The sequence below is a fragment of the Pseudomonas sp. ASL4 genome (assembly GCF_056680395.1).
In genome coordinates this window covers 450,826-469,507 of sequence record NZ_CM155280.1, presented here as the reverse complement: position 1 = coordinate 469,507, position 18,682 = coordinate 450,826, and the positions used below count along the sequence as shown (strand labels likewise).

The window sequence follows — 18,682 nt, the reverse complement described above, 5'->3', positions numbered from 1 at the left end:
CGCGGTGTATCTGAGAAAACAGCGGGGCCGCTTCGCAGCCCAACAGGGGCAAGCCCCCTCGCCACAGGTTATTCACAGGGCTACAGGAATGTTGTTGGCCCCAGGGTTTGCAGCAAACCCGTGCGCGGGTGGAACCCTGTTCTAAGCTCACAGTCGTATCGTCACTTGCACGTTCGTACAACGAAAAGGAGTCTGCATGGCGGGTACCGGGTTGAAAATAATAGTGGGCCTGGGCGTCTTCGCTCTGCTGTCCGCCTGCGGCGATAAAAAACCGGTCGAGAAAGACCTGCCGCGTGTCTTCGTGCAAGCCGTCAAACCCGCGGATTACGCCGCTTCGGTGACCCTCACCGGCGACGTCCAGGCCCGCGTGCAGACCGAGTTGTCGTTCCGCGTGGGGGGCAAGATCATCCAGCGCATGGTCGATGTCGGTGACCGGGTGTCGGCCAAACAAGTGCTCGCCAAACTCGACCCGAAAGACCTGCAGACCAACGTCGATTCAGCCCAGGCCCAAGTCGTCGCCGAACAGGCGCGCGTCAAACAGACCGCCGCCGCGTTTGTCCGCCAGCAAAAACTCCTGCCCAAGGGCTACACCAGCCAAAGCGAATACGATGCCGCCCAAGCCGCATTGCGCAGCAGCCAGAGCGCCCTGACCGCCGCCCAGGCGCAACTGGCCAATGCCCGCGAACAACTGAGCTACACCTCGCTGATCTCTGATGCGCCAGGCATCATCACCGCGCGCCAGGCCGAAGTCGGCCAGGTGGTGCAAGCCACGGTGCCGATTTACAGCCTGGCCCGGGACGGTGAGCGCGACGCGGTGTTCAACGTCTACGAATCGCTGCTGGCCGAGCCGCCCTCGGATAAATCGGTGGTGGTCAGCCTGCTCGACAACCCCGCGATCAAAACCACCGGCACCGTTCGGGAAATCACCCCGGCGGTGTCCGCGCAGACCGGCACCGTGCAGGTCAAAGTCACCCTCAATGGATTGCCCGAAGGCATGCAACTCGGTTCGGTGGTCAGCGCCACCGCCAAGACACCGGGCAAATCCGCCGTGGAATTGCCTTGGTCAGCCCTGACCAAAAACCTCAGTGACCCGGCCGTGTGGCTAGTGGACGCTGACGGCAAAGCCCAATTGCACACTGTCACCGTTGGCCGCTACCTGACCGGCAAAGTGATCATCAGCGGCGGTCTGGAGGGTGGCGAAAAAGTCATCATCGCCGGCGGCCAGTTGTTGCACCCGGGAATGAAAGTCGAGATCGCCGAAAACACCTATAAGGATTTGGCACCAGGAGCCCAGCCATGAAGCGCCTGATGCTGTTGTCCGCTGGCCTGCTGTTGGTAGCCTGCTCAAAAAAAGAACCGCCGCCCGAACCGGTGCGTCCGGTGTTGTCCATCGAAGTCAAAGCGTTGAATCAGGAAGAGCTCGGACGCTTCGCCGGCAGCATCCAGGCCCGTTACGAAAGCAATGTCGGCTTTCGCGTGCCGGGTCGCATCGCCAGCCGTAATGTCGATGTCGGCGCTGAAGTCGAGAAGGGCGCCTTGCTTGCCACCCTCGACCCTACCGATCAGCAGAACCAATTGCGCTCGGCCGAAGGCGATCTGGCACGCATCCAGGCGCAATTCATCAATGCCCAGGCCAGCGCCCGACGCCAGCAAGAACTGTTCAATCGCGGAGTCGGCGCCCAGGCGCAACTGGACATCGCCCAGACCGACCTGAAAACCACTCAGGCGTCCCTCGATCAGGCCAAGGCCTCGGTCAGCCAGGCCAAGGACCAGCTCAACTACGTCGAACTGCGCACCGATCACAAAGCCATCGTCACTGCGTGGAATGCCGAAGCCGGGCAAGTGGTCACCGCCGGCCAGCAAGTGGTGACCCTGGCGCAACCGGATATCAAGGAAGCGGTGATCGACCTGCCCGACACCTTGGTCGATCAGTTGCCAACGGACGTGGTGTTCCAGGTCGCAGCGCAACTGGACCCGAGCATCACCAGCACCGCGACCATCCGCGAAATCGAACCCCAGGCCCAAAGTGCTACCCGTACACGTCGCGCCCGGCTGACCCTGGCTGATACGCCGCCGGGTTTTCGCCTCGGCACAGCGATCAGCGTGACCCTCAGCTCGGCGATCAAACCGCGCATCGAATTACCGCTCAGCGCCCTGCAAGAGGTCGATGGCAAAACCCGCATCTGGATCATTGATCCGCAGAACCAGACCGTTGCCCCAAGGGACGTCAGCCTGATCAGCCGCACCGATTCAACGGTGGTGCTGGCCGACGGCGTGAAGTCCGGTGAGCGTGTGGTCAGTGCCGGTGTGAACAGCCTGAAACCCGGGCAAAAAGTCAAAGTCGACGAGGGCAGCCCACAATGAAAGGGAGTTTCAACTTATCCGATTGGGCCCTCAAGCATCAGTCGTTTGTCTGGTATTTGATGTTCGTTGCGCTGCTGATGGGCGTGTTCTCGTACATGAACCTCGGCCGCGAGGAAGACCCCTCGTTCACCATCAAAACCATGGTCATACAGACCCGCTGGCCGGGCGCGACCCAGGAAGAAACCCTTAAACAGGTCACTGACCGCATCGAGAAAAAACTCGAAGAACTCGACTCCCTCGACTACGTGAAAAGCTACACCCGACCCGGCGAATCGACGGTGTTCGTGTACCTGCGCGACACCACCAGTGCCAAGGACATTCCGGAAATCTGGTACCAGGTGCGCAAGAAGATCAACGACATTCGCGGCGACTTCCCCAAAGGCCTGCAAGGGCCGGGGTTCAACGACGAATTCGGCGATGTGTTCGGTTCGATCTACGCCTTCACCGCCGACGGCTTGTCGATGCGCCAGTTGCGCGATTACGTGGAACAGGTGCGAGCGGCGATCCGCGATGTACCGGGGCTCGGCAAGGTCGAGATGGTCGGTGAGCAGGATGAAGTCCTCTACCTGAATTTCTCCACCCGCAAACTCGCCGCGCTGGGCATCGATCAGCGCCAAGTGGTGCAGAGCCTGCAATCGCAGAACGCCGTGACCCCGGCCGGGGTGATCGAGGCCGGACCGGAGCGGATTTCCGTGCGCACCTCCGGGCAGTTTGCGTCCGAGAAAGACCTGGCCAACGTCAACCTGCGGCTCAACGACCGTTTCTATCGCCTGGCCGATATTGCTGACATCAGCCGTGGCTACGTCGACCCGGCGACGCCAGAATTTCGCTTCAACGGTCACCCGGCCATCGGCCTGGCGATTGCGATGAAGAAGGGCGGCAACATCCAGGAATTCGGCAAGGCGTTGCATCAGCGCATGACCGACCTGACCGCCGACCTGCCGGTGGGCGTGGGTGTACACAACGTGTCCGACCAGGCCGACGTGGTGGAAAAAGCCGTCGGCGGCTTCACCAGCGCGTTGTTCGAAGCGGTGGTGATCGTGCTGATTGTCAGCTTCATCAGCCTCGGCGTGCGCGCCGGGCTGGTGGTGGCGTGCTCGATTCCGCTGGTGTTGGCGATGGTCTTCGTCTTCATGGAATACAGCGGCATCACCATGCAGCGGATTTCCCTCGGTGCGTTGATCATCGCCCTCGGTCTGTTGGTGGACGACGCGATGATCACGGTCGAGATGATGGTCACACGCCTGGAAATGGGCGAGACCAAGGAGCAGGCGGCGACGTTCGCCTACACCTCGACCGCGTTCCCGATGCTCACCGGTACGCTGGTGACCGTGGCCGGTTTTGTGCCGATTGGCTTGAACGCCAGTTCGGCCGGCGAGTACACCTTCACACTGTTCGCGGTGATCGCCGTGGCGATGCTGGTGTCATGGGTGGTCGCGGTGCTGTTTGCCCCGGTAATTGCCGTGCACATCCTCAGCACCAATGTGAAACCGCATTCCGCCGAGCCGGGTCGCATCGGCCGGGCGTTCAATGGCGGCATGTTCTGGGCCATGCGCAATCGCTGGTGGGCGATTGGTATCACCGTTGCGTTGTTCGTGGCGTCGGTATTTTCCATGCAATTTGTGCAGAACCAGTTCTTCCCGTCGTCCGACCGCCCGGAAATCCTCGTCGACCTCAACCTGCCGCAAAACGCCTCGATAGGCGAGACGCGCAAGGCTGTGGACAAGCTCGAAGCCACGCTCAAGGACGACCCGGACATTGTGCGTTGGAGCACCTACATCGGTGAAGGCGCGATCCGTTTCTACCTGCCCCTGGACCAGCAATTGCAGAACCCGTACTACGCGCAACTGGTGATCGTCAGCAAAGGCCTGGAATCGCGCACCGCGCTCAGCCAGCGCTTGCGTGAGCGGCTGCGCAAAGACTTTGTCGGCATCGGCAGCTACGTCCAGGCGCTGGAAATGGGCCCGCCAGTGGGGCGTCCGATTCAGTACCGGGTCAGCGGCAAGGACATCGATCAGGTGCGCAAGCACGCGATCGAACTGGCCACCGAGCTCGATAAAAACTCGCAAATCGGCGAAATCATTTACGACTGGAACGAACCGGGCAAAGTCCTGCGCATCGACATCGCCCAGGACAAGGCGCGGCAACTGGGGCTGTCGTCGGAAGACGTGGCCAACCTGATGAACGGCATCGTCGTCGGCTCGCCGATCACCCAAGTGGACGACGATATCTACCTGATCAACGTCGTCGGTCGCGCCGAAGACGCCGAGCGCGGTACGCCGGAAACCTTGCAAAACCTGCAAATCGTCACGCCGGGCGGCACCTCGATTCCGCTGCTGGCCTTCGCCACGGTTCGTTATGAACTGGAGCAGCCGCTGGTCTGGCGTCGCGACCGCAAACCGACCATCACCATCAAGGCTGCGGTGCGCGATGAGATCCAGCCGACCGACCTGGTGAAACAGTTGCAACCGACCATCGATAAATTCGCCGCCGGTTTGCCGGTGGGTTACAAGGTCGCCACTGGCGGTACGGTCGAGGAAAGCGGCAAGGCCCAAGGGCCGATTGCCAAGGTCGTGCCGTTGATGCTGTTTTTGATGGCGACCTTCCTGATGATCCAACTGCACAGCGTGCAGAAACTGTTCCTGGTGGCCAGCGTCGCGCCACTCGGCTTGATCGGCGTGGTGCTGGCGCTGATCCCGACGGGCACGCCGATGGGCTTCGTGGCGATCCTCGGGATCCTGGCGCTGATCGGCATCATCATTCGTAACTCGGTGATTCTGGTGACGCAGATCGATGCGCTGGAGAAGGAAGGCCTTGAGCCGTGGGATGCGGTGGCGAAAGCAACGGAACATCGTCGCCGGCCGATTCTGCTGACGGCGGCGGCGGCGAGTTTGGGGATGATCCCGATTGCGCGGGAAGTGTTCTGGGGGCCGATGGCTTACGCGATGATTGGCGGGATTATCATCGCGACATTGCTGACGCTGCTGTTTTTGCCGGCGCTGTATGTGGCCTGGTACAAAATCCGCGAGCCGAAGAAAGACGCACGGTAAGGCACAAACCCTGTGGGAGCGGGCTTGCTCGCGAAAGCGGTGTGTCATTCAGCATCTAAATTGGCTGACACACGCCTTCGCGAGCAAGCCCGCTCCCACAGGGGAATGCGGTCAACTGTAGGAGCGAGGCTTGCCCGCGAAGGCGATCTACAATTTCCCAACACTTTACTGACCGACATTTGCGTCCCGGTTGCTTACCCTCCCTGCTCTTGACGCAGAAGGGACAACCCCATGCCGCCTCTCCATCGCAATCTGTTGCTGATCTGCACCTTGCTGTTCTCGCCTTGGGCCTTGGCCAATATCGTTTTGGAAAACCCGCTGTGGCGTGTCGAACTCGACCCTGCGACCCTGGCGATTCGTGTCACGCCCGCACAGGTGCAATCGGTAGAGGCCTCGGCCGGTGCCGCCTCGCACAATGTCAGCCAACTCAAGCAGACTGCCAACCGAGCGGACTGGCAATGGGATGACGGCGCCTGGACACTCAGCGCCAGTCTCGATCAGCGTGACCTCTCCCTGTCCATCAGCGCTCGCGATCCGGGTGAGCTGGGCTTCCTCAAACAACCGGGCAGCGCCATGGGCAAAGGCCTGATCTGGCCGCTCGCCGAGGGGCATTACGTGCCGGCCGGCGATCCGTTGTGGCAATCCTTTTTGCTCGATCAGGGCGAGTTCAATACCACCCAGGACTTGAGCCTGCCGTTGTGGGGCGTCGATCACGGTCGCTTCACGTTGAACTGGCTGATGACCAATCCTTACAACAATCGCCTGACGTTCAGCACCGAAGGCAAGACCCTGGCGCTTGCTGCCCGTCACGAGTTCACCTCGCTTGAATCACGCACACCGCTGACATTTACACTGGCGTTGGGTGATGCCGACCCGTTAGCCGCTGCCAAACGCTATCGTCAATGGTTGATCGACAACGGGCAATACGAATCCTTGAGCGACAAACTGCTGAAAACTCCCGAGGCAAAAAAACTGCTGGGAGCCAGTCATGTTTATCTGTGGGGCAATGATCTATTGGGCCTCGACGATGTGCGCAGTTGGCCGGCGCTGCTGAAACTGTTGCGTGGGCAAGGCGTTCTGGCCAGCGAGTTGCGCGGCGGTTTCGACGCCGAAACGCGGGGGATCCTGAGCCGTGCCCAGCCACCCCTCGACCGTTACCAGCAAATTACCTTGCTGCGCAGCCTCAATGGCGCGTTGAACAAAAAGGCGCGAAGCGGCTGGCAGGCAGTCGCTGAGCCGGACATGCAAAAACTCGCTGATGGGTATGGCCGGCTGCGCACGGAAGTGGTGAAAGCATTCGCCGAGGCGCTGACGGCAACTCCTGAACGCTGGGGTAGCACGTTGTCGCCGAGAACGTTTGAGCAGTTGCAAGCCGCCGGGTTATCGCGCTTGTGGCTGGGGCTCGGCGAGGGCTGGGAGGGCGGTCTTTGGCATCCCGAAGCAGTGCGCCAAGGCGTGGCCGCCGGTTATCTGGTGGCGCCGTACGACTCTTATGAAACGACGTTGACCACCGCTGAAAACCCGGACTGGACCACTGCGCACCTCGGCTCACGGGCCAATCTTGAGTGTGCGATTGTCCTGAACAGCGGTGCGTTCAAAAGCGGTTTCCAGCAATCCGGGCATTACACCGATCCGCGTTGCGTGCGGCCGTTGCTTGAGGCTCGAATCCACGCCGTGCAGGCCAAGGCCGGGTTCAATAGCTGGTTTCTCGATGCCTACGCCACCGGCATGGTGTTCGACAGTTATCGCCCGGGCGCCAGAATGACCCAGGCGCAAAACGCCGAGGGCAATATCGACGCCTCGCGCTGGGTGAACGAGACGCTGCAACTGCCGGCCGGCTCCGAGGATGGCAACGCCACCACGGCCCGGGGCGTGCTGTTTGCTCATGGCATGCAGACCCCGGTGATCGGCTGGGGCGATCCGGACATGAGCAAGAACCCCAAGTCGCCGTATTACCTGGGGCGCTGGTTTCCCAACGAACAGCCGCAGGTCTTTTTCAAAACGGTGCCGCTCAAGGAACCCTATCGCACGGTGCACTTTGCCCCGCAAACCAGGTTGCCGCTGTATCAGGCGGTGTTCCACGGTTCGGTGATCACTACCCATCACTGGTTGTTCGACAGCCTGAAACTGAGCAATGTGCGGGCCGAGAATGAACTGACGCAGTTGCTCTATAACGTGCCACCGCTTTATCACCTGAGCGCTGATACGTTGAAGCAGCGACTGCCGGTGATTGCCCGACAGGATGGTTTTTTTCGGCCACTGCATGAGCGACTGGCAACTGAGGCGATGACGGATTTTCGCTGGTTGACGGAGGATCGCCTGGTGCAGCAGACGACGTTTGCCGATGGCACACGGTTGGTGGCGAATTTTGATGTGCGCGAACGTGAAGTTGAAGGCAAACGGTTGGCCGGGCAGAGCATCACGGCGTTTGGCGTGGACGGGGCGGTGATGAACTATCAGGTTTCTTCGGCGCCCTGAAGACCTTCGCGAGCAAGCCCGCTCCCACAGTTGACCGAGTTGTCCTGCCGGACGCGGTCCCCCTGTAGGAGCGAGGCTTGCCCGCGAAGGCGTCGGTCCTGACTACACCGGCTTACGCCAAACACTCGCCAACCAAGGCTGCTGCTCGCGCGGCAACCCCGCCGGCCGGTAGTAATGCTCCAGCTCCACAAACCCGGCCTCGGTCAGCAACGCCTGCCACGCCTGTAAGTCGTGATACGCCCCATACCGCGGCCCATTCCAGCCTTCCTGATTCTCCCCACGCGGGTTGGAACTGAACAACACCCCACCCGGCTTCAACGCCCCATGCAGTTGCTTCAACACCCGAGGCAATTCCTGACGCGGGATATGAAACAGCACCGCGTTGGCAAAAATCCCGTCAAAGCGCTCCGCCGGTAGATCAAGTTTCAGGAAATCCTGCTGCCAGACCTCGCAACCGCTGTCCTCTCGGGCCATCTGCGCAAACTTCTCCGAACCATCGAGACCGACAGCGGTGTGGCCCATGCGCGTGAAGGTTTGCAGGTCACGACCCGGACCGCAGCCGAAATCGAGAATGCTGAACGGCGCTTCACCCTGGATGTGCCGCAGCAACGCGTCGATGTTCTGGCTCACATCATGATCGCGTGTCCCCTCGCGAAAACCTTCGGCCACCGAGTTGTAATGGCCCAGGGTGGTGGCGGTGATTTTCTGGAGGTCGTCGGGGGTCTGTTTCATGGTCGGCTGCGCAGGCAATGTGGGTTTGCCGAATATACGCCATCAAGTCTGGGGCTGCTTCGCAGCCATCGCGAGCAAGCTCGCTCTCACAGGGGAATGAGGTCAACTGTGGAAGCGAGCTTGCTCGCGATGGCGGTTTCACTGACGACTGATGAATCAGCCCTGCTTCATCCCCAGACAATCAATCGAGCGATCAACCATCGCTTTGGCAATCTCCAGCAAATGCCAAACCGAAAACACCATGGCGCGTTCCGCCCCTTTGAGCTGGTCACCGCACTGATACGCCGTGACTGAGGCGCAACGCAGCAGATCAGCCAAATAGAGTTGGGCGTCTTCGAAGCTCACATCTTCACTGACGTTGTAGAACCGCAATTCATCGGGGGCCGAAGGCTGTTCGCCAGTGAGGTAGAAATCGATTGCACGATAGAGCGCGGATCGGTCTCTTGGCGGATCGTCGGTGGGATTGCCTTTGGTGGATGTTTCGGGAGGTGGATCGGGGACAGATTTTCTCATTGGTAAAACTCCTAGAGCTAATTGGAGCCAACCGATATCGCGACTAAACGAACAGGGGTGGCGGCTGCACGCAGGTTAGTCGACCGGTCTCTAGGCAACCCGGCGCACCCGAGGGTGCCCTGCGCACAGCCACCATAACTTTCAGGCAATGAAAACACCTGGAAAGAGGTGGCGCTGTGCGCCTAGAAAGATCCGGGCGACTAAACCCGATCACTGATATGCAGTGACGGACCGAAGACTAGCCATCAGATTTGGCAGGCGCAAGCGAGCGGAATGATCTAGGAAACGTCCTGCAAATGAAAGGGATTGGCCCTGCTGGCACCCTGATTTTCTTGTGCGAAAACTTACCTTCGCAGGTCAGTGATTACCTGTGGCGAATGAGCTTTTGTGGTGAGGGGGCTTGTCGGATCGCCGCACCGTCCCGTTCGGCTGCGCAGCAGCCGCAAAACCTGCCAGTCGGGTTTGCCTGACACGCTTCATTGAATGGTCTGGGGGCTGCTTCGCAGCCCAACGGGGGCAAGCCCCCTCGCCACAATGAGTGTTCGCAACTTTCCTAGCGCTTGTTGAGACCCCGAGCCAACCGATCCCCGCCCAACTGAATAATCGCCACTAACACCACCAGCAGCACAATCACCGTCAACATGATCTGGCTATCAAAGCGCTGATACCCATATCGATACGCAATGTCCCCCAGCCCACCGGCCCCAATCGCCCCGGCCATGGCCGACGAGTTGATCATCGTCACCAGCGTAATGGTGAAGCCGCCAACAATCCCCGGCAGCGCCTCAGGCAACAGCACATGCCAGACGATATGCCAGCGCCGGCAACCCATCGCTTGCGCGGCTTCGATCAACCCGTGATCGACCTCGCGCAAACTGACTTCGGCAATCCGCGCAAAGAACGGTGTGGCGGCAATGGTCAGCGGAACGACGGCCGCCCAAACACCATAGGTGGTGCCGACGATCAGCCGGGTAAACGGAATCAGCGCCACCATCAAAATCAGAAAAGGAATCGAGCGAAACAGATTCACGAACGCGCCCAATACGCGGTTCAGCAGGGGCGCTTCGTAGATGCCACCCTTGTCGCTGGTGACCAGAATCACCGCCATCGGAATCCCTGCCAGCAGCGCGATAAGCGACGACACGCCAACCATCAGGAAGGTGTCGATAAAACCCTGAAGCAAGCGATCAAACCACATAACCCAGCACCTCCACCTGTTGCGCCCAGTTGCCGGCACGTTGACGCAATTCCTCGGCGCCCAGGGACGAGCCTGTCACCGCCAACAGCAATTGCCCCAGCGCATGACCCTGAATCCGCTCGACGCCACCCTGAAGCAGGCGCACGCGGCCTCCGAGCGCGGCGAACAGCGCCGCCAGATCCGGTTCATCCGTCGCGCTGCCGGTGAATCGCAAACGCAGCACTACGGCCTCATCCGAGGATTGTGGTTGCGCGCGCAAACGGCTTTGCAGTTCTTCCGGCAAGGCGTGTTGCAGCGGTGCGAGCAAGGTCTTGCTGACCTCATGCTGCGGGTTGCCGAAGACTTCCCACACCGGCCCTTGCTCGACGACACCTCCGTGTTCGAGCACCACGACCCGGTCGCAGATATCGCGAATCACCGCCATCTCGTGGGTGATCAGCACAATGGTCAAACCCAGGCGCTGATTGATCTCGCGCAACAGGCCGAGGATCGATTGAGTAGTCTCTGGATCAAGCGCCGAAGTCGCCTCGTCGCACAGCAAAATCTCCGGGTCATGCACCAACGCGCGGGCAATGCCAACGCGTTGTTTCTGCCCGCCGGAAAGCTGCGCCGGGTAAGCCTTGTGCTTCTCTTGAAGGCCCACCAGTTCCAACAGTTCGCGGACCTTCTTTTCGCGCTTGTCCTTCGGCACCCCCGCTACTTTCAACGGCAATTCAACGTTCTGCCAAACGGTCTTGGCCGACATCAGATTGAAGTGCTGGAAGATCATGCCGATCCGCCGCCGCAGCGCCACCAAACGGTCTTCATCGAACTCGCCAATGTCCACCTGATCGATCAGCACTCGGCCCGTGCTCGGTTGTTCCAGGCGGTTGATGGTGCGGATCAGCGACGACTTGCCGGCACCGCTACGACCAATGATGCCAAACACTTCGCCACGCTGGATCGCGAGGTCGATGCCATGCAACGCCGCCACCGGCCCTTGCTTGCCGTTATAGGTTTTGCCCAGCCCGATGAAGCGCACATGGGCGCGGTTGAGCTCCGGGTGCAGTTCAGTTTGATCAGCATTGTGGGGCTCTGGAATATCCAGTCGCCGTTGGATAGCGGCCGTCATTTTCAGCTTTCCCAACCAGCTTGATAGAGCTTGCCGTGAGCCTTATCCAGCGCTGCCCGAACGGCTGGCGAATGCTGGTAGATGTCGACGAATTTGATCAGGCGCGGGTCGGTTTTGCTTTTTGGCTGGATCACGAACTGAATCACGTATTCCTTGTGATCGAGGCCATCGAACAGCAGCGCCGAGCCGGCATCGAAGGTCTTCGACAGGCGAATGTAGGCCGGGTAGCCCTGGACCAGGTCGGCGTCGTCGTAGGCGCGGACCAGTTGCACGGCTTCGACCTGGAGGATTTTGATTTTCTTCGGGTTGGCGATGATGTCTTCTTCGGTGGCCTTGTAGCCGACACCCGGTTTGAGGGTGATCAGCCCGGCTTTGGCCAGCAGTTGCAGCCCGCGACCGCTGTTGATCGGGTCGTTGGCGATGGCGATGGTGGCGCCTTGCGGCAGCTCGTCGAAACTTTTGTATTTTTTCGAATAGAGGCCGACGTTGTTGATGATCCCCGGCGCAAACGGCACCAGGTCAAAACCGGCGGCAGCCTTGGCGTTTTCCAGGAACGGAATGTGCTGGAAGTAGTTCACGTCGATGTCGCCGGCGGCGAGGCTGACGTTCGGCGCGATCCAGTCGCTGAACTCTACGAGTTCGACTTTCAGGCCTTGTTTGGAGGCTTCTTCGACGGCGGCTTCCAGCGGGATGGCGAAGGCGGCGGTGGTGCCGACTTTCAGCGGCGCTTCGGCGGCGAAGGTGACGGAGCTGAAGAGGCCGAGGGCCAGGGCCAGTGCTTTGACTGGGTGGGTCAGGAGTTTCTTGGTCATCATGGCTTTCCAGTCAATTATTTAATGTGTGCACGCATTTGTGGCGAGGGAGCTTGCTCCCGCTGGGCTGCGAAGCAGCCCCCAAACCATTCAATAATGGTGTGTCAGGTAAAACCGGTGCGCAGGTTTTGCGACTGCTTCGCAGCCGAACGGGACGGTGCGGCGATCCGACAAGCCCCCTCGCCACAGAGATCAGCGGCGGAACGCTGCGCCTGTGTGTTGCTCCGGCAAATGCGCCTCACCGTGAAACAGCTTCTCGCGCAGGCTGCCGCTGTCGTAAGCCGTCTTGTACGACCCCCGCCGCTGCAACTCCGGAATCACCAAATCGATGAAATCCACATAGCTTTCCGGCGTGACAATCCGCGTCAGGTTGAAACCATCCAGCCCGGTTTCGGCGATCCACGATTCCAGCTCATCGGCCACTTGCTCAGGCGAGCCGACCACGGTGATGTAGCGGCCACCGAGGGCGTGCTGCTCAAGCAATTTGCGTCGGGTCCAGTCGTTGTTTTGCAGGTTTTTGGTGGCTGACTGGATCGCGTTGCTCTTCACGTACTGGATCGGTTCGTCGATCTCGTACTGGGAAAAATCGATCGCGGTAGACGCCGAGAAATGCGCCACACCGGCCTCGGCACTGGCGTAGCTGAGGTACTCGGCGTGCTTGGTCCAGGCCAGTTCCTCGGTGGCGCCGACGATGACGTTCAAGCCCATGAACACCTTGATGTCCTCAGGGTTGCGCCCGGCCTCGACGGCGCTGGCGCGGACCTTGTCCACTTGCACCTTGGTCGACGGTTTGTTCTGGCCGCTGATAAACACGCACTCGGCGTGGCGCCCGGCGAACAGCAAACCGCGATCCGAGCTGCCAGCCTGGAACAGCACCGGTGTGCGCTGCGGCGACGGTTCGCAGAGGTGATAACCCTCGACTTGATAGAACTCACCCTTGTGTTCGACCTTGTGCACTTTTTCCGGTTGGGCGTAGATCCGCTGCTTGGGATCGTTGAGCACCGCGCCGTTTTCCCAACTGCCTTCCCAGAGTTTGTAGAGCACTTGCAGGTACTCGTCGGCCTGGTCGTAGCGGCGGTCGTGTTCGACTTGTTCGCTCAGACCCATGGCCTTGGCGGCGCTGTCGAGGTAGCCGGTGACGATGTTCCAGCCCACGCGACCACGACTCAAATGGTCGAGGGTCGACATGCGTCGGGCGAATAGATACGGCGGCTCGTAAGTCAGGTTGGCGGTGAGGCCGAAGCCGAGGTTTTTGGTGACGGCGGCCATAGCCGAGACCAGCAGCAAAGGATCGTTGACCGGCAACTGGATCGACTCTTTGAGCGGCACGTCCACCGAGTTCTGGTAGACGTCGTACACGCCGACGATGTCGGCGATGAACAAACCGTCGAACAGACCACGTTCCAGCAGCTGAGCCAGTTCGGTCCAGTATTCGATGGTTTTGTATTCGGTGGAGTTGTCCCGTGGATGCGTCCACAAGCCATGGTTGATGTGCCCGATGCAGTTCATGTTGAACGCGTTGAGCAGGATCTTTTTCTTGGCGTCGGCCATCAGATCGTCCCCCGCAGCGGCGGGTTTTCATCGTTGAGGTAGTAATTGCCGACGGCGTGATACTTCCAGCGCACCGGGTCGTGCAGGGTGTGCACCCGAGCGTTGCGCCAGTGGCGATCCAGACCGTGTTCGATCAGGGTCGCCTGGCTGCCGGCCAGTTCGAACAGCGTGCTGCCGGCGGCGAGGGAAATTTCGGTGCTGATGGCCCGGGCTTCAGCGACAGCAATCGATGCCGCTGCGACCGTCTCGGCGTTCATCTCTGCCTGGGCCTTGTCGAGGAATTCGCCGGAGCGTTCCAGCAGCGCTTCGGTGGCGTGCAGACGAATCGCCAAGTGGCCGAAGCTCTTGATGGTCAACGGGTCATCGATGGCTTTTTCATGGGTGGCGTCAATCCACGGCCGGGTTTTGGTGCGCACGAAGTGCAAGGCATCTTCGTAAGCGGCGCGGGCGATGCCGGTGTCGATGGCGGCGTGAAGAATCTGCGCCAACGGGCCAACGGTGGTCGGGCGTTCGAAGGCACTTTGAAACGGCATCACGTCTTCGGCGGCGACGTAGACGTCTTCGAACACCACCGAACCGCTGCCAGTGGTGCGCTGGCCGAAACCGCTCCAGTCATCGATGACGGTCAGGCCTTTGCTGTTGTGCGGCACGAACGCCAGTTGCTGCACGCCGTTTTCATCCACCACCGAGGTCGGGATGCGCTGGGCGTAAATCGCGCCAGTGGCGTAGAACTTGCGGCCGTTGATGCGATAGCCGTCACCGTCGCGCTTCAGGCTGGTGACGCGGTCGTGGGCGGTTTTGGTGCCGAGTTCGGCGAGGGCATTGCCGAAGCGCTGGCCGGCCAATACTTCGGCGTACAGGCGTTTTTTCTGCGCCTCGCTGCCGTTCACGCGAAGCACTTCGAGGGCGTAGAAATGGTTCTGCGGGATCTGGCCAAGGGAGCCGTCGGCCTGGGCAATCAAGGCGATCACTTTGGCCAGGGTGACGTTGGAAACCTCGGCGCCGCCGTACTCCTTGGGCACGCTGATGCCCCAAAGGCCCGAACGGGAAAACACTTCCAGTTCCGGGTGCGGTAAACGACGTTCGCGGTCGCGCAGGGCGCTGTCGCGTTTGAAATCTTCGGCCAGGTCACTGGCGACGATCAGGGCTTGCTCATCGCTGGTTATGACCGCGACGTGGTGAGAAAGAGTCATGTGTTTCTCCAGAGGTCTGGTCAAATCCAGGAGTGGCGAGCGGGTAGCGTGCCGTTGAGGTGGTAGGTGCCAACGGCGTAATACTTCCAGCGAACGGGGTCGTGCAGCGTGTGCACGCGGGCGTTGCGCCAGTGACGGTCGAGGTTGAATTCGGCAAGGGTGGCGCGGCTGCCGGCCAGTTCGAAAAGCTTTTCGCTGGCCAGCAGCGAGATCTCGGTGGTCAGCACTTTGGCTTCGGCCACGGCAATCGACGCACGGGCAGCGGACTCGGCGGTGAGCGGCGCGGCGTTGACCTGATCGAGCACCTGCCCGGCCTTGCGCAGCAGCGCTTCAGCGGCGTGCAATTCGATTTTCAGTTTGCCGATGTCGGCGATCACGTACAGGTCGTCGCTGGCCCGTTCGACCTTGGCGTCGATCCATGGCCGAGCGCGGGTTTTCACGAATTCAATGGCGTCGTCGATGGCGCCGCGAGCGATGCCGGCGTCGATGGCCGCTTGAATCAGTTGCGATACGGCGCCCTGGATGTTCGGGCTGTCGTTGATCTTCCAGTTATCCACCACCAGCTCGGCGTCGACCCGCACGTTGTTGAGCAAAATGGTGCCGCTGGCGGTGGTGCGCTGACCGAAGCCCGACCAGTCATCGACGATGCGCAAACCCGGTGTGCCACGGCGGACGAAGGCCAGCACTTGCTTGCCGTCATCGTTCAACGCCTTGACCGCTACCCAGTGAGCGAACAGCGCACCGGTGGAATAGAACTTCTGGCCGCTGACGACAAAACCGTCGCCGTCAGCAGTGATCCGCGCCTTGAGTTCGAGAGTGTTTTTGGTCCCGCGTTCTGGCCCTGCATTGCCGATGCGCCAGCCTTCGAGCACGCTTTTGAACAGCTGTTTTTTCTGCGATTCCGTGGCGCTGCCAAGTACCAGGTTCAGGATGCCGAACTGGTTCTGCGGGATCTGCCCGAGTGCCGGGTCGGCCGCGGAAATGATCGAGAACACCTCGGCAATAGTGACGAACGAAACCTGCGGGCCACCGTATTCGCGTGGGATGGCAATACTGCCCAGACCGCTGCGGGTGAATTGTTCGATTTCCGACCACGGCAGCTTGCGCTGCTGGTCACGTTTGGCGGCTTGCAAAAGGGCGACTTGCGCCAGTTCGTGGGCAGCCTTGATGGCTTGTGCGTCGTTGCGCAAAACCTGCGCGGGCAACAATAGGGGGGCGATATCCAGATCACTCTGGACGATTGCATCTGCCAGATTGGACATCAGCGCCACTCCTTGGCTGCACGCAATGCCCTGGCGTTCTGCACTGGGGTGATTGTGTTCCGGACCATACCTACCTCACATCTCATGGAAACGCCGCAATCAATGCGGCGAACGAATAACAAGAATGTCCGGTGGTCCGGTGCATATACCCTAAGCGTGTATAAATAATTAATAAACTAACTTTTAGGAATATGCATAGAAGGGTGTCTGTCCGTAGAGCAACAGTTGTTTGTGTAGCAACAGCGGTGGCCTGAGTTCGGCTGCGCAGCGGTCGTGAAACCTGAATACGCGCCCCTGTGGGAGCGGGCTTGCTCGCGAAGGCGTTGTGTCAGGCAGCATTGATGTTGGCTGATACGGCCTCTTCGCGAGCAAGCCCGCTCCCACAGGGGCGGCGGTATTTTTACTATTTGCGGGTTTCTGCAGCCTTGAGCTCTTCTTTCAACGGAACTTTCAGATAAGGATTGGCACAGCCGATCTTCAACATCCGCGGTGGCGCCCAGCGGGAGTTATTGCCCACGCGGTCGAGGATGCAGTAGGTCACTTCCAGGCGAAGATCTTCGCCCGCTTCGAGGATGATCGCCGGCGGCACCCAGACCTGGATCGGCTCGCCGATGTCGCCAGCCTTGAGCTTGGGCAGGTCCATGCGCACGTCGCCCCAGCGCAGGGTGATTTCGTCGTCGATGGCCATGTTCAGGTAGGGCTCGATAGTCAGCGGCACGCCGCGTTTGATCTGGTTCGGGTTGACCCCCTGGCGGCGAATGGTTTCGGGAATGTTCACTGGCGCCAGGCCCTGGTTTTCATCGCCGGACGCGGCAGGCGACAGGCCGCCCGGGCAGTCGAGCTTGATCTGCACTCGTGTCGCCAGCGATAGCGCCGGGTCTTGCCCAACTTGCATGACACGGTAGTGGATGTGCGAGGTGCCGTTAGCGACGAAGCTCTCTGGCACTCTCAGTCGCACGGGTTGACCGACATCGTCGACAATCAGTGCTTTCGACGCTACGTAGCAGTTGTCCCAGTACAGTTCGATCAGGTCGCCTTCATCCATTCCGGGGTAGGGCGCGACGCCGATCAGCAAGTGAGCAGCCGAGGTAATGTTGATGCCGCTCTTGTGAGATTGCGCCAGGGTCGGGGCCGCAAGTTCGGGTTTGTTCGAGGTGCTTGTCATGGGGTTCTCTCCTTGAAGCCTTGCAGCGAAGTCCGTTTCTGGAAGATCAAAGGCGCGAATTGCCGAGCAATATAACGGGCCACTATTTGCCTGTTTAAATAATGATTGAACGTGATGCCTGGCGCCTGTTAGGGCTTAGATAAGAGTGCGCCGGAACAACTGTCAATAGAGGCACTTAGTTAAGCGTTGTTTATTGTGTTATTCAGAAATGTCCTACGCGCCGGAGTTAATATGCCGCAGCGTCCTGTTGAATTTTTCCGCAAATTTAGTGGGTTTCACGGGCGCGAGGCGGCGCTGCTTGGCGCAGCGTCAGCGAAGATTTTTATGAAGATCAGGCGAAATGAGTCTGTTGCAGAACATAAATATGTAACGCACGCAGAGGCGAGGGTCGATCTATTATTTGTGGGAACTGAATAAACAAAGGCGAGGGATTTAATATGACGAAATAAATGTCACTTCCGTCCATGGAAGTTAACAAGTAGTGAAGTGATATTTCAGTTGTGCGTGTTATTCAGAAACTTGCTGAGAAACTGCTTCGTCCGCTCTTCTTTCGGGTTGGCAAACAGCGCCTTGGCTTCGCCTTGCTCGACGATCACACCCTTGTCGAAAAACACCACGCGGTTCGCCACGTCACGGGCAAAGCCCATTTCGTGGGTGACGATGACCATGGTGCGATTCTCCTCGGCGAGGCTGCGGATGGTCGCCAGCACTTCGCCGACCAACTCTGGGTCGAGCGCTGAGGTGGGTTCATCGAACAGAATCACTTCCGGCTCCATCGCCAGCGCACGGGCAATCGCCACACGCTGTTGCTGACCACCGGACAGGCGTCGCGGGTAAGCGTCTTCCTTGCCTGCCAGACCGACCCTGGCCAAAAGCTTTTTGCCCAGGGCAACGGCTTCGGCGTGAGGGATTTTCTTCACCACGATCGGGCCTTCGATGACGTTCTCAAGGGCCGTGCGGTGAGGGAACAGGTTGAAGTTCTGGAACACGAAACCGACGTGCTGGCGCAGACGTCGCACCAGACCTTGCTGCTGGTTCAGCGGGCGGCTGCCATCGATCTCGATGTCGCCGACCTTGATCCGGCCGCTGGTGGGTTCTTCGAGGAAGTTCAGGCAGCGCAGGAACGTGGTTTTACCCGAGCCGCTGGGCCCGATGATTGCCACGACCTCGCCTTCCTTCACTTCCAGATCGATGCCGTTGAGCACCACTTGACCCTTGAACTGCTTTGTCAGTTTTTCCACGACAATCATTGG

15 protein-coding genes are annotated in these 18,682 nt (G+C 60.0%); 5 read left to right on the top strand and 10 right to left on the bottom strand.

Translation table 11 applies throughout. From position 1 onward, the window contains the following. The first annotated feature begins 196 nt into the window (after positions 1 to 196). The 4 genes from AC1MEW_RS02080 to AC1MEW_RS02065 all read left to right on the top strand — a co-directional run bounded on the left by AC1MEW_RS02080 (position 197) and on the right by AC1MEW_RS02065 (position 7,892). Positions 197 to 1,300 carry an efflux RND transporter periplasmic adaptor subunit gene (locus AC1MEW_RS02080; RefSeq protein ID WP_201199655.1) on the top strand — a complete coding sequence of 368 codons (1,104 nt, stop codon included), beginning with the start codon at positions 197 to 199 and terminating at the stop codon, positions 1,298 to 1,300. Further along, positions 1,297 to 2,364 carry an efflux RND transporter periplasmic adaptor subunit gene (locus AC1MEW_RS02075; RefSeq protein WP_201199657.1) on the top strand — a complete coding sequence of 356 codons (1,068 nt, stop codon included), beginning with the start codon at positions 1,297 to 1,299 and terminating at the stop codon, positions 2,362 to 2,364. The genes AC1MEW_RS02080 and AC1MEW_RS02075 overlap by 4 nt, the downstream gene beginning before the upstream one ends. Further along, entirely contained in the window at positions 2,361 to 5,414 is a 3,054-nt protein-coding gene (locus AC1MEW_RS02070; RefSeq protein ID WP_480425287.1) for an efflux RND transporter permease subunit, read from the top strand. The genes AC1MEW_RS02075 and AC1MEW_RS02070 overlap by 4 nt, the downstream gene beginning before the upstream one ends. 231 nt (positions 5,415 to 5,645) lie before the next feature. Next, positions 5,646 to 7,892 (top strand): glycoside hydrolase, encoded by a 2,247-nt coding sequence (locus AC1MEW_RS02065; protein WP_480425286.1) that lies wholly within the window; start codon positions 5,646 to 5,648, stop codon positions 7,890 to 7,892. 102 nt (positions 7,893 to 7,994) lie between these two features. On the opposite strand, the gene AC1MEW_RS02060 is transcribed toward AC1MEW_RS02065, so the two are convergent. From AC1MEW_RS02060 to AC1MEW_RS02020, 9 genes are all read right to left on the bottom strand, one after another. Then, entirely contained in the window at positions 7,995 to 8,624 is a 630-nt protein-coding gene (locus tag AC1MEW_RS02060) for a class I SAM-dependent methyltransferase (protein ID WP_480425284.1), read from the bottom strand. 156 nt (positions 8,625 to 8,780) lie between these two features. Continuing rightward, the gene (locus tag AC1MEW_RS02055) at positions 8,781 to 9,137 is read right to left on the bottom strand and encodes a DUF6124 family protein (RefSeq protein WP_201255352.1); all 357 of its coding nucleotides are present in this window, start codon (positions 9,135 to 9,137) and stop codon (positions 8,781 to 8,783) included. Positions 9,138 to 9,690: 553 nt separating this feature from the next. Beyond that, on the bottom strand, positions 9,691 to 10,335 hold the full coding sequence (locus AC1MEW_RS02050; RefSeq protein ID WP_322270191.1) for a methionine ABC transporter permease: 645 nt from the start codon (positions 10,333 to 10,335) through the stop codon (positions 9,691 to 9,693). After that, entirely contained in the window at positions 10,325 to 11,446 is a 1,122-nt protein-coding gene (locus AC1MEW_RS02045; RefSeq protein WP_201199673.1) for a methionine ABC transporter ATP-binding protein, read from the bottom strand. The genes AC1MEW_RS02050 and AC1MEW_RS02045 overlap by 11 nt, the downstream gene beginning before the upstream one ends. Positions 11,447 to 11,448: 2 nt before the next feature. Continuing rightward, positions 11,449 to 12,258, bottom strand: coding sequence for a MetQ/NlpA family ABC transporter substrate-binding protein (locus tag AC1MEW_RS02040; protein WP_480425282.1), 810 nt, complete (start codon positions 12,256 to 12,258; stop codon positions 11,449 to 11,451). 192 nt (positions 12,259 to 12,450) lie between these two features. Continuing rightward, positions 12,451 to 13,809 (bottom strand): LLM class flavin-dependent oxidoreductase, encoded by a 1,359-nt coding sequence (locus tag AC1MEW_RS02035; RefSeq protein ID WP_322270192.1) that lies wholly within the window; start codon positions 13,807 to 13,809, stop codon positions 12,451 to 12,453. Beyond that, entirely contained in the window at positions 13,809 to 15,002 is a 1,194-nt protein-coding gene (locus AC1MEW_RS02030; protein WP_201199678.1) for an SfnB family sulfur acquisition oxidoreductase, read from the bottom strand. The genes AC1MEW_RS02035 and AC1MEW_RS02030 overlap by 1 nt, the downstream gene beginning before the upstream one ends. 20 nt (positions 15,003 to 15,022) lie before the next feature. Beyond that, entirely contained in the window at positions 15,023 to 16,264 is a 1,242-nt protein-coding gene (locus AC1MEW_RS02025; protein WP_480425281.1) for an SfnB family sulfur acquisition oxidoreductase, read from the bottom strand. Between the two features lie 403 nt (positions 16,265 to 16,667). Further along, positions 16,668 to 17,429 (bottom strand): hypothetical protein, encoded by a 762-nt coding sequence (locus AC1MEW_RS02020; RefSeq protein ID WP_201255354.1) that lies wholly within the window; start codon positions 17,427 to 17,429, stop codon positions 16,668 to 16,670. 231 nt (positions 17,430 to 17,660) lie between these two features. Here AC1MEW_RS02020 and AC1MEW_RS02015 point away from each other — a divergent pair, with 231 nt between their 5' ends. Further along, positions 17,661 to 17,846 carry a hypothetical protein gene (locus AC1MEW_RS02015; protein ID WP_322270196.1) on the top strand — a complete coding sequence of 62 codons (186 nt, stop codon included), beginning with the start codon at positions 17,661 to 17,663 and terminating at the stop codon, positions 17,844 to 17,846. Between the two features lie 77 nt (positions 17,847 to 17,923). Here the strand turns inward: AC1MEW_RS02015 and tcyN are convergent, their stop codons facing one another. Next, a complete protein-coding gene (tcyN, locus tag AC1MEW_RS02010; protein WP_201255355.1) occupies positions 17,924 to 18,679 on the bottom strand; it encodes an L-cystine ABC transporter ATP-binding protein TcyN in 756 nt (251 codons plus the stop codon). Positions 18,680 to 18,682: the final 3 nt, after the last annotated feature.

What these genes read in the sequence shown, in the direction of transcription:
- AC1MEW_RS02080 (WP_201199655.1), top strand. Translation starts at nt 197, where the DNA reads ATGGCGGGTACCGGGTTGAAAATAATAGTGGGCCTGGGCGTCTTCGCT.
- AC1MEW_RS02075 (WP_201199657.1), top strand. Translation starts at nt 1,297, where the DNA reads ATGAAGCGCCTGATGCTGTTGTCCGCTGGCCTGCTGTTGGTAGCCTGC.
- AC1MEW_RS02070 (WP_480425287.1), top strand. Translation starts at nt 2,361, where the DNA reads ATGAAAGGGAGTTTCAACTTATCCGATTGGGCCCTCAAGCATCAGTCG.
- AC1MEW_RS02065 (WP_480425286.1), top strand. Translation starts at nt 5,646, where the DNA reads ATGCCGCCTCTCCATCGCAATCTGTTGCTGATCTGCACCTTGCTGTTC.
- AC1MEW_RS02060 (WP_480425284.1), bottom strand. Translation starts at nt 8,624, where the DNA reads ATGAAACAGACCCCCGACGACCTCCAGAAAATCACCGCCACCACCCTG.
- AC1MEW_RS02055 (WP_201255352.1), bottom strand. Translation starts at nt 9,137, where the DNA reads ATGAGAAAATCTGTCCCCGATCCACCTCCCGAAACATCCACCAAAGGC.
- AC1MEW_RS02050 (WP_322270191.1), bottom strand. Translation starts at nt 10,335, where the DNA reads ATGTGGTTTGATCGCTTGCTTCAGGGTTTTATCGACACCTTCCTGATG.
- AC1MEW_RS02045 (WP_201199673.1), bottom strand. Translation starts at nt 11,446, where the DNA reads ATGACGGCCGCTATCCAACGGCGACTGGATATTCCAGAGCCCCACAAT.
- AC1MEW_RS02040 (WP_480425282.1), bottom strand. Translation starts at nt 12,258, where the DNA reads ATGACCAAGAAACTCCTGACCCACCCAGTCAAAGCACTGGCCCTGGCC.
- AC1MEW_RS02035 (WP_322270192.1), bottom strand. Translation starts at nt 13,809, where the DNA reads ATGGCCGACGCCAAGAAAAAGATCCTGCTCAACGCGTTCAACATGAAC.
- AC1MEW_RS02030 (WP_201199678.1), bottom strand. Translation starts at nt 15,002, where the DNA reads ATGACTCTTTCTCACCACGTCGCGGTCATAACCAGCGATGAGCAAGCC.
- AC1MEW_RS02025 (WP_480425281.1), bottom strand. Translation starts at nt 16,264, where the DNA reads ATGTCCAATCTGGCAGATGCAATCGTCCAGAGTGATCTGGATATCGCC.
- AC1MEW_RS02020 (WP_201255354.1), bottom strand. Translation starts at nt 17,429, where the DNA reads ATGACAAGCACCTCGAACAAACCCGAACTTGCGGCCCCGACCCTGGCG.
- AC1MEW_RS02015 (WP_322270196.1), top strand. Translation starts at nt 17,661, where the DNA reads ATGCCGCAGCGTCCTGTTGAATTTTTCCGCAAATTTAGTGGGTTTCAC.
- tcyN (WP_201255355.1), bottom strand. Translation starts at nt 18,679, where the DNA reads ATGATTGTCGTGGAAAAACTGACAAAGCAGTTCAAGGGTCAAGTGGTG.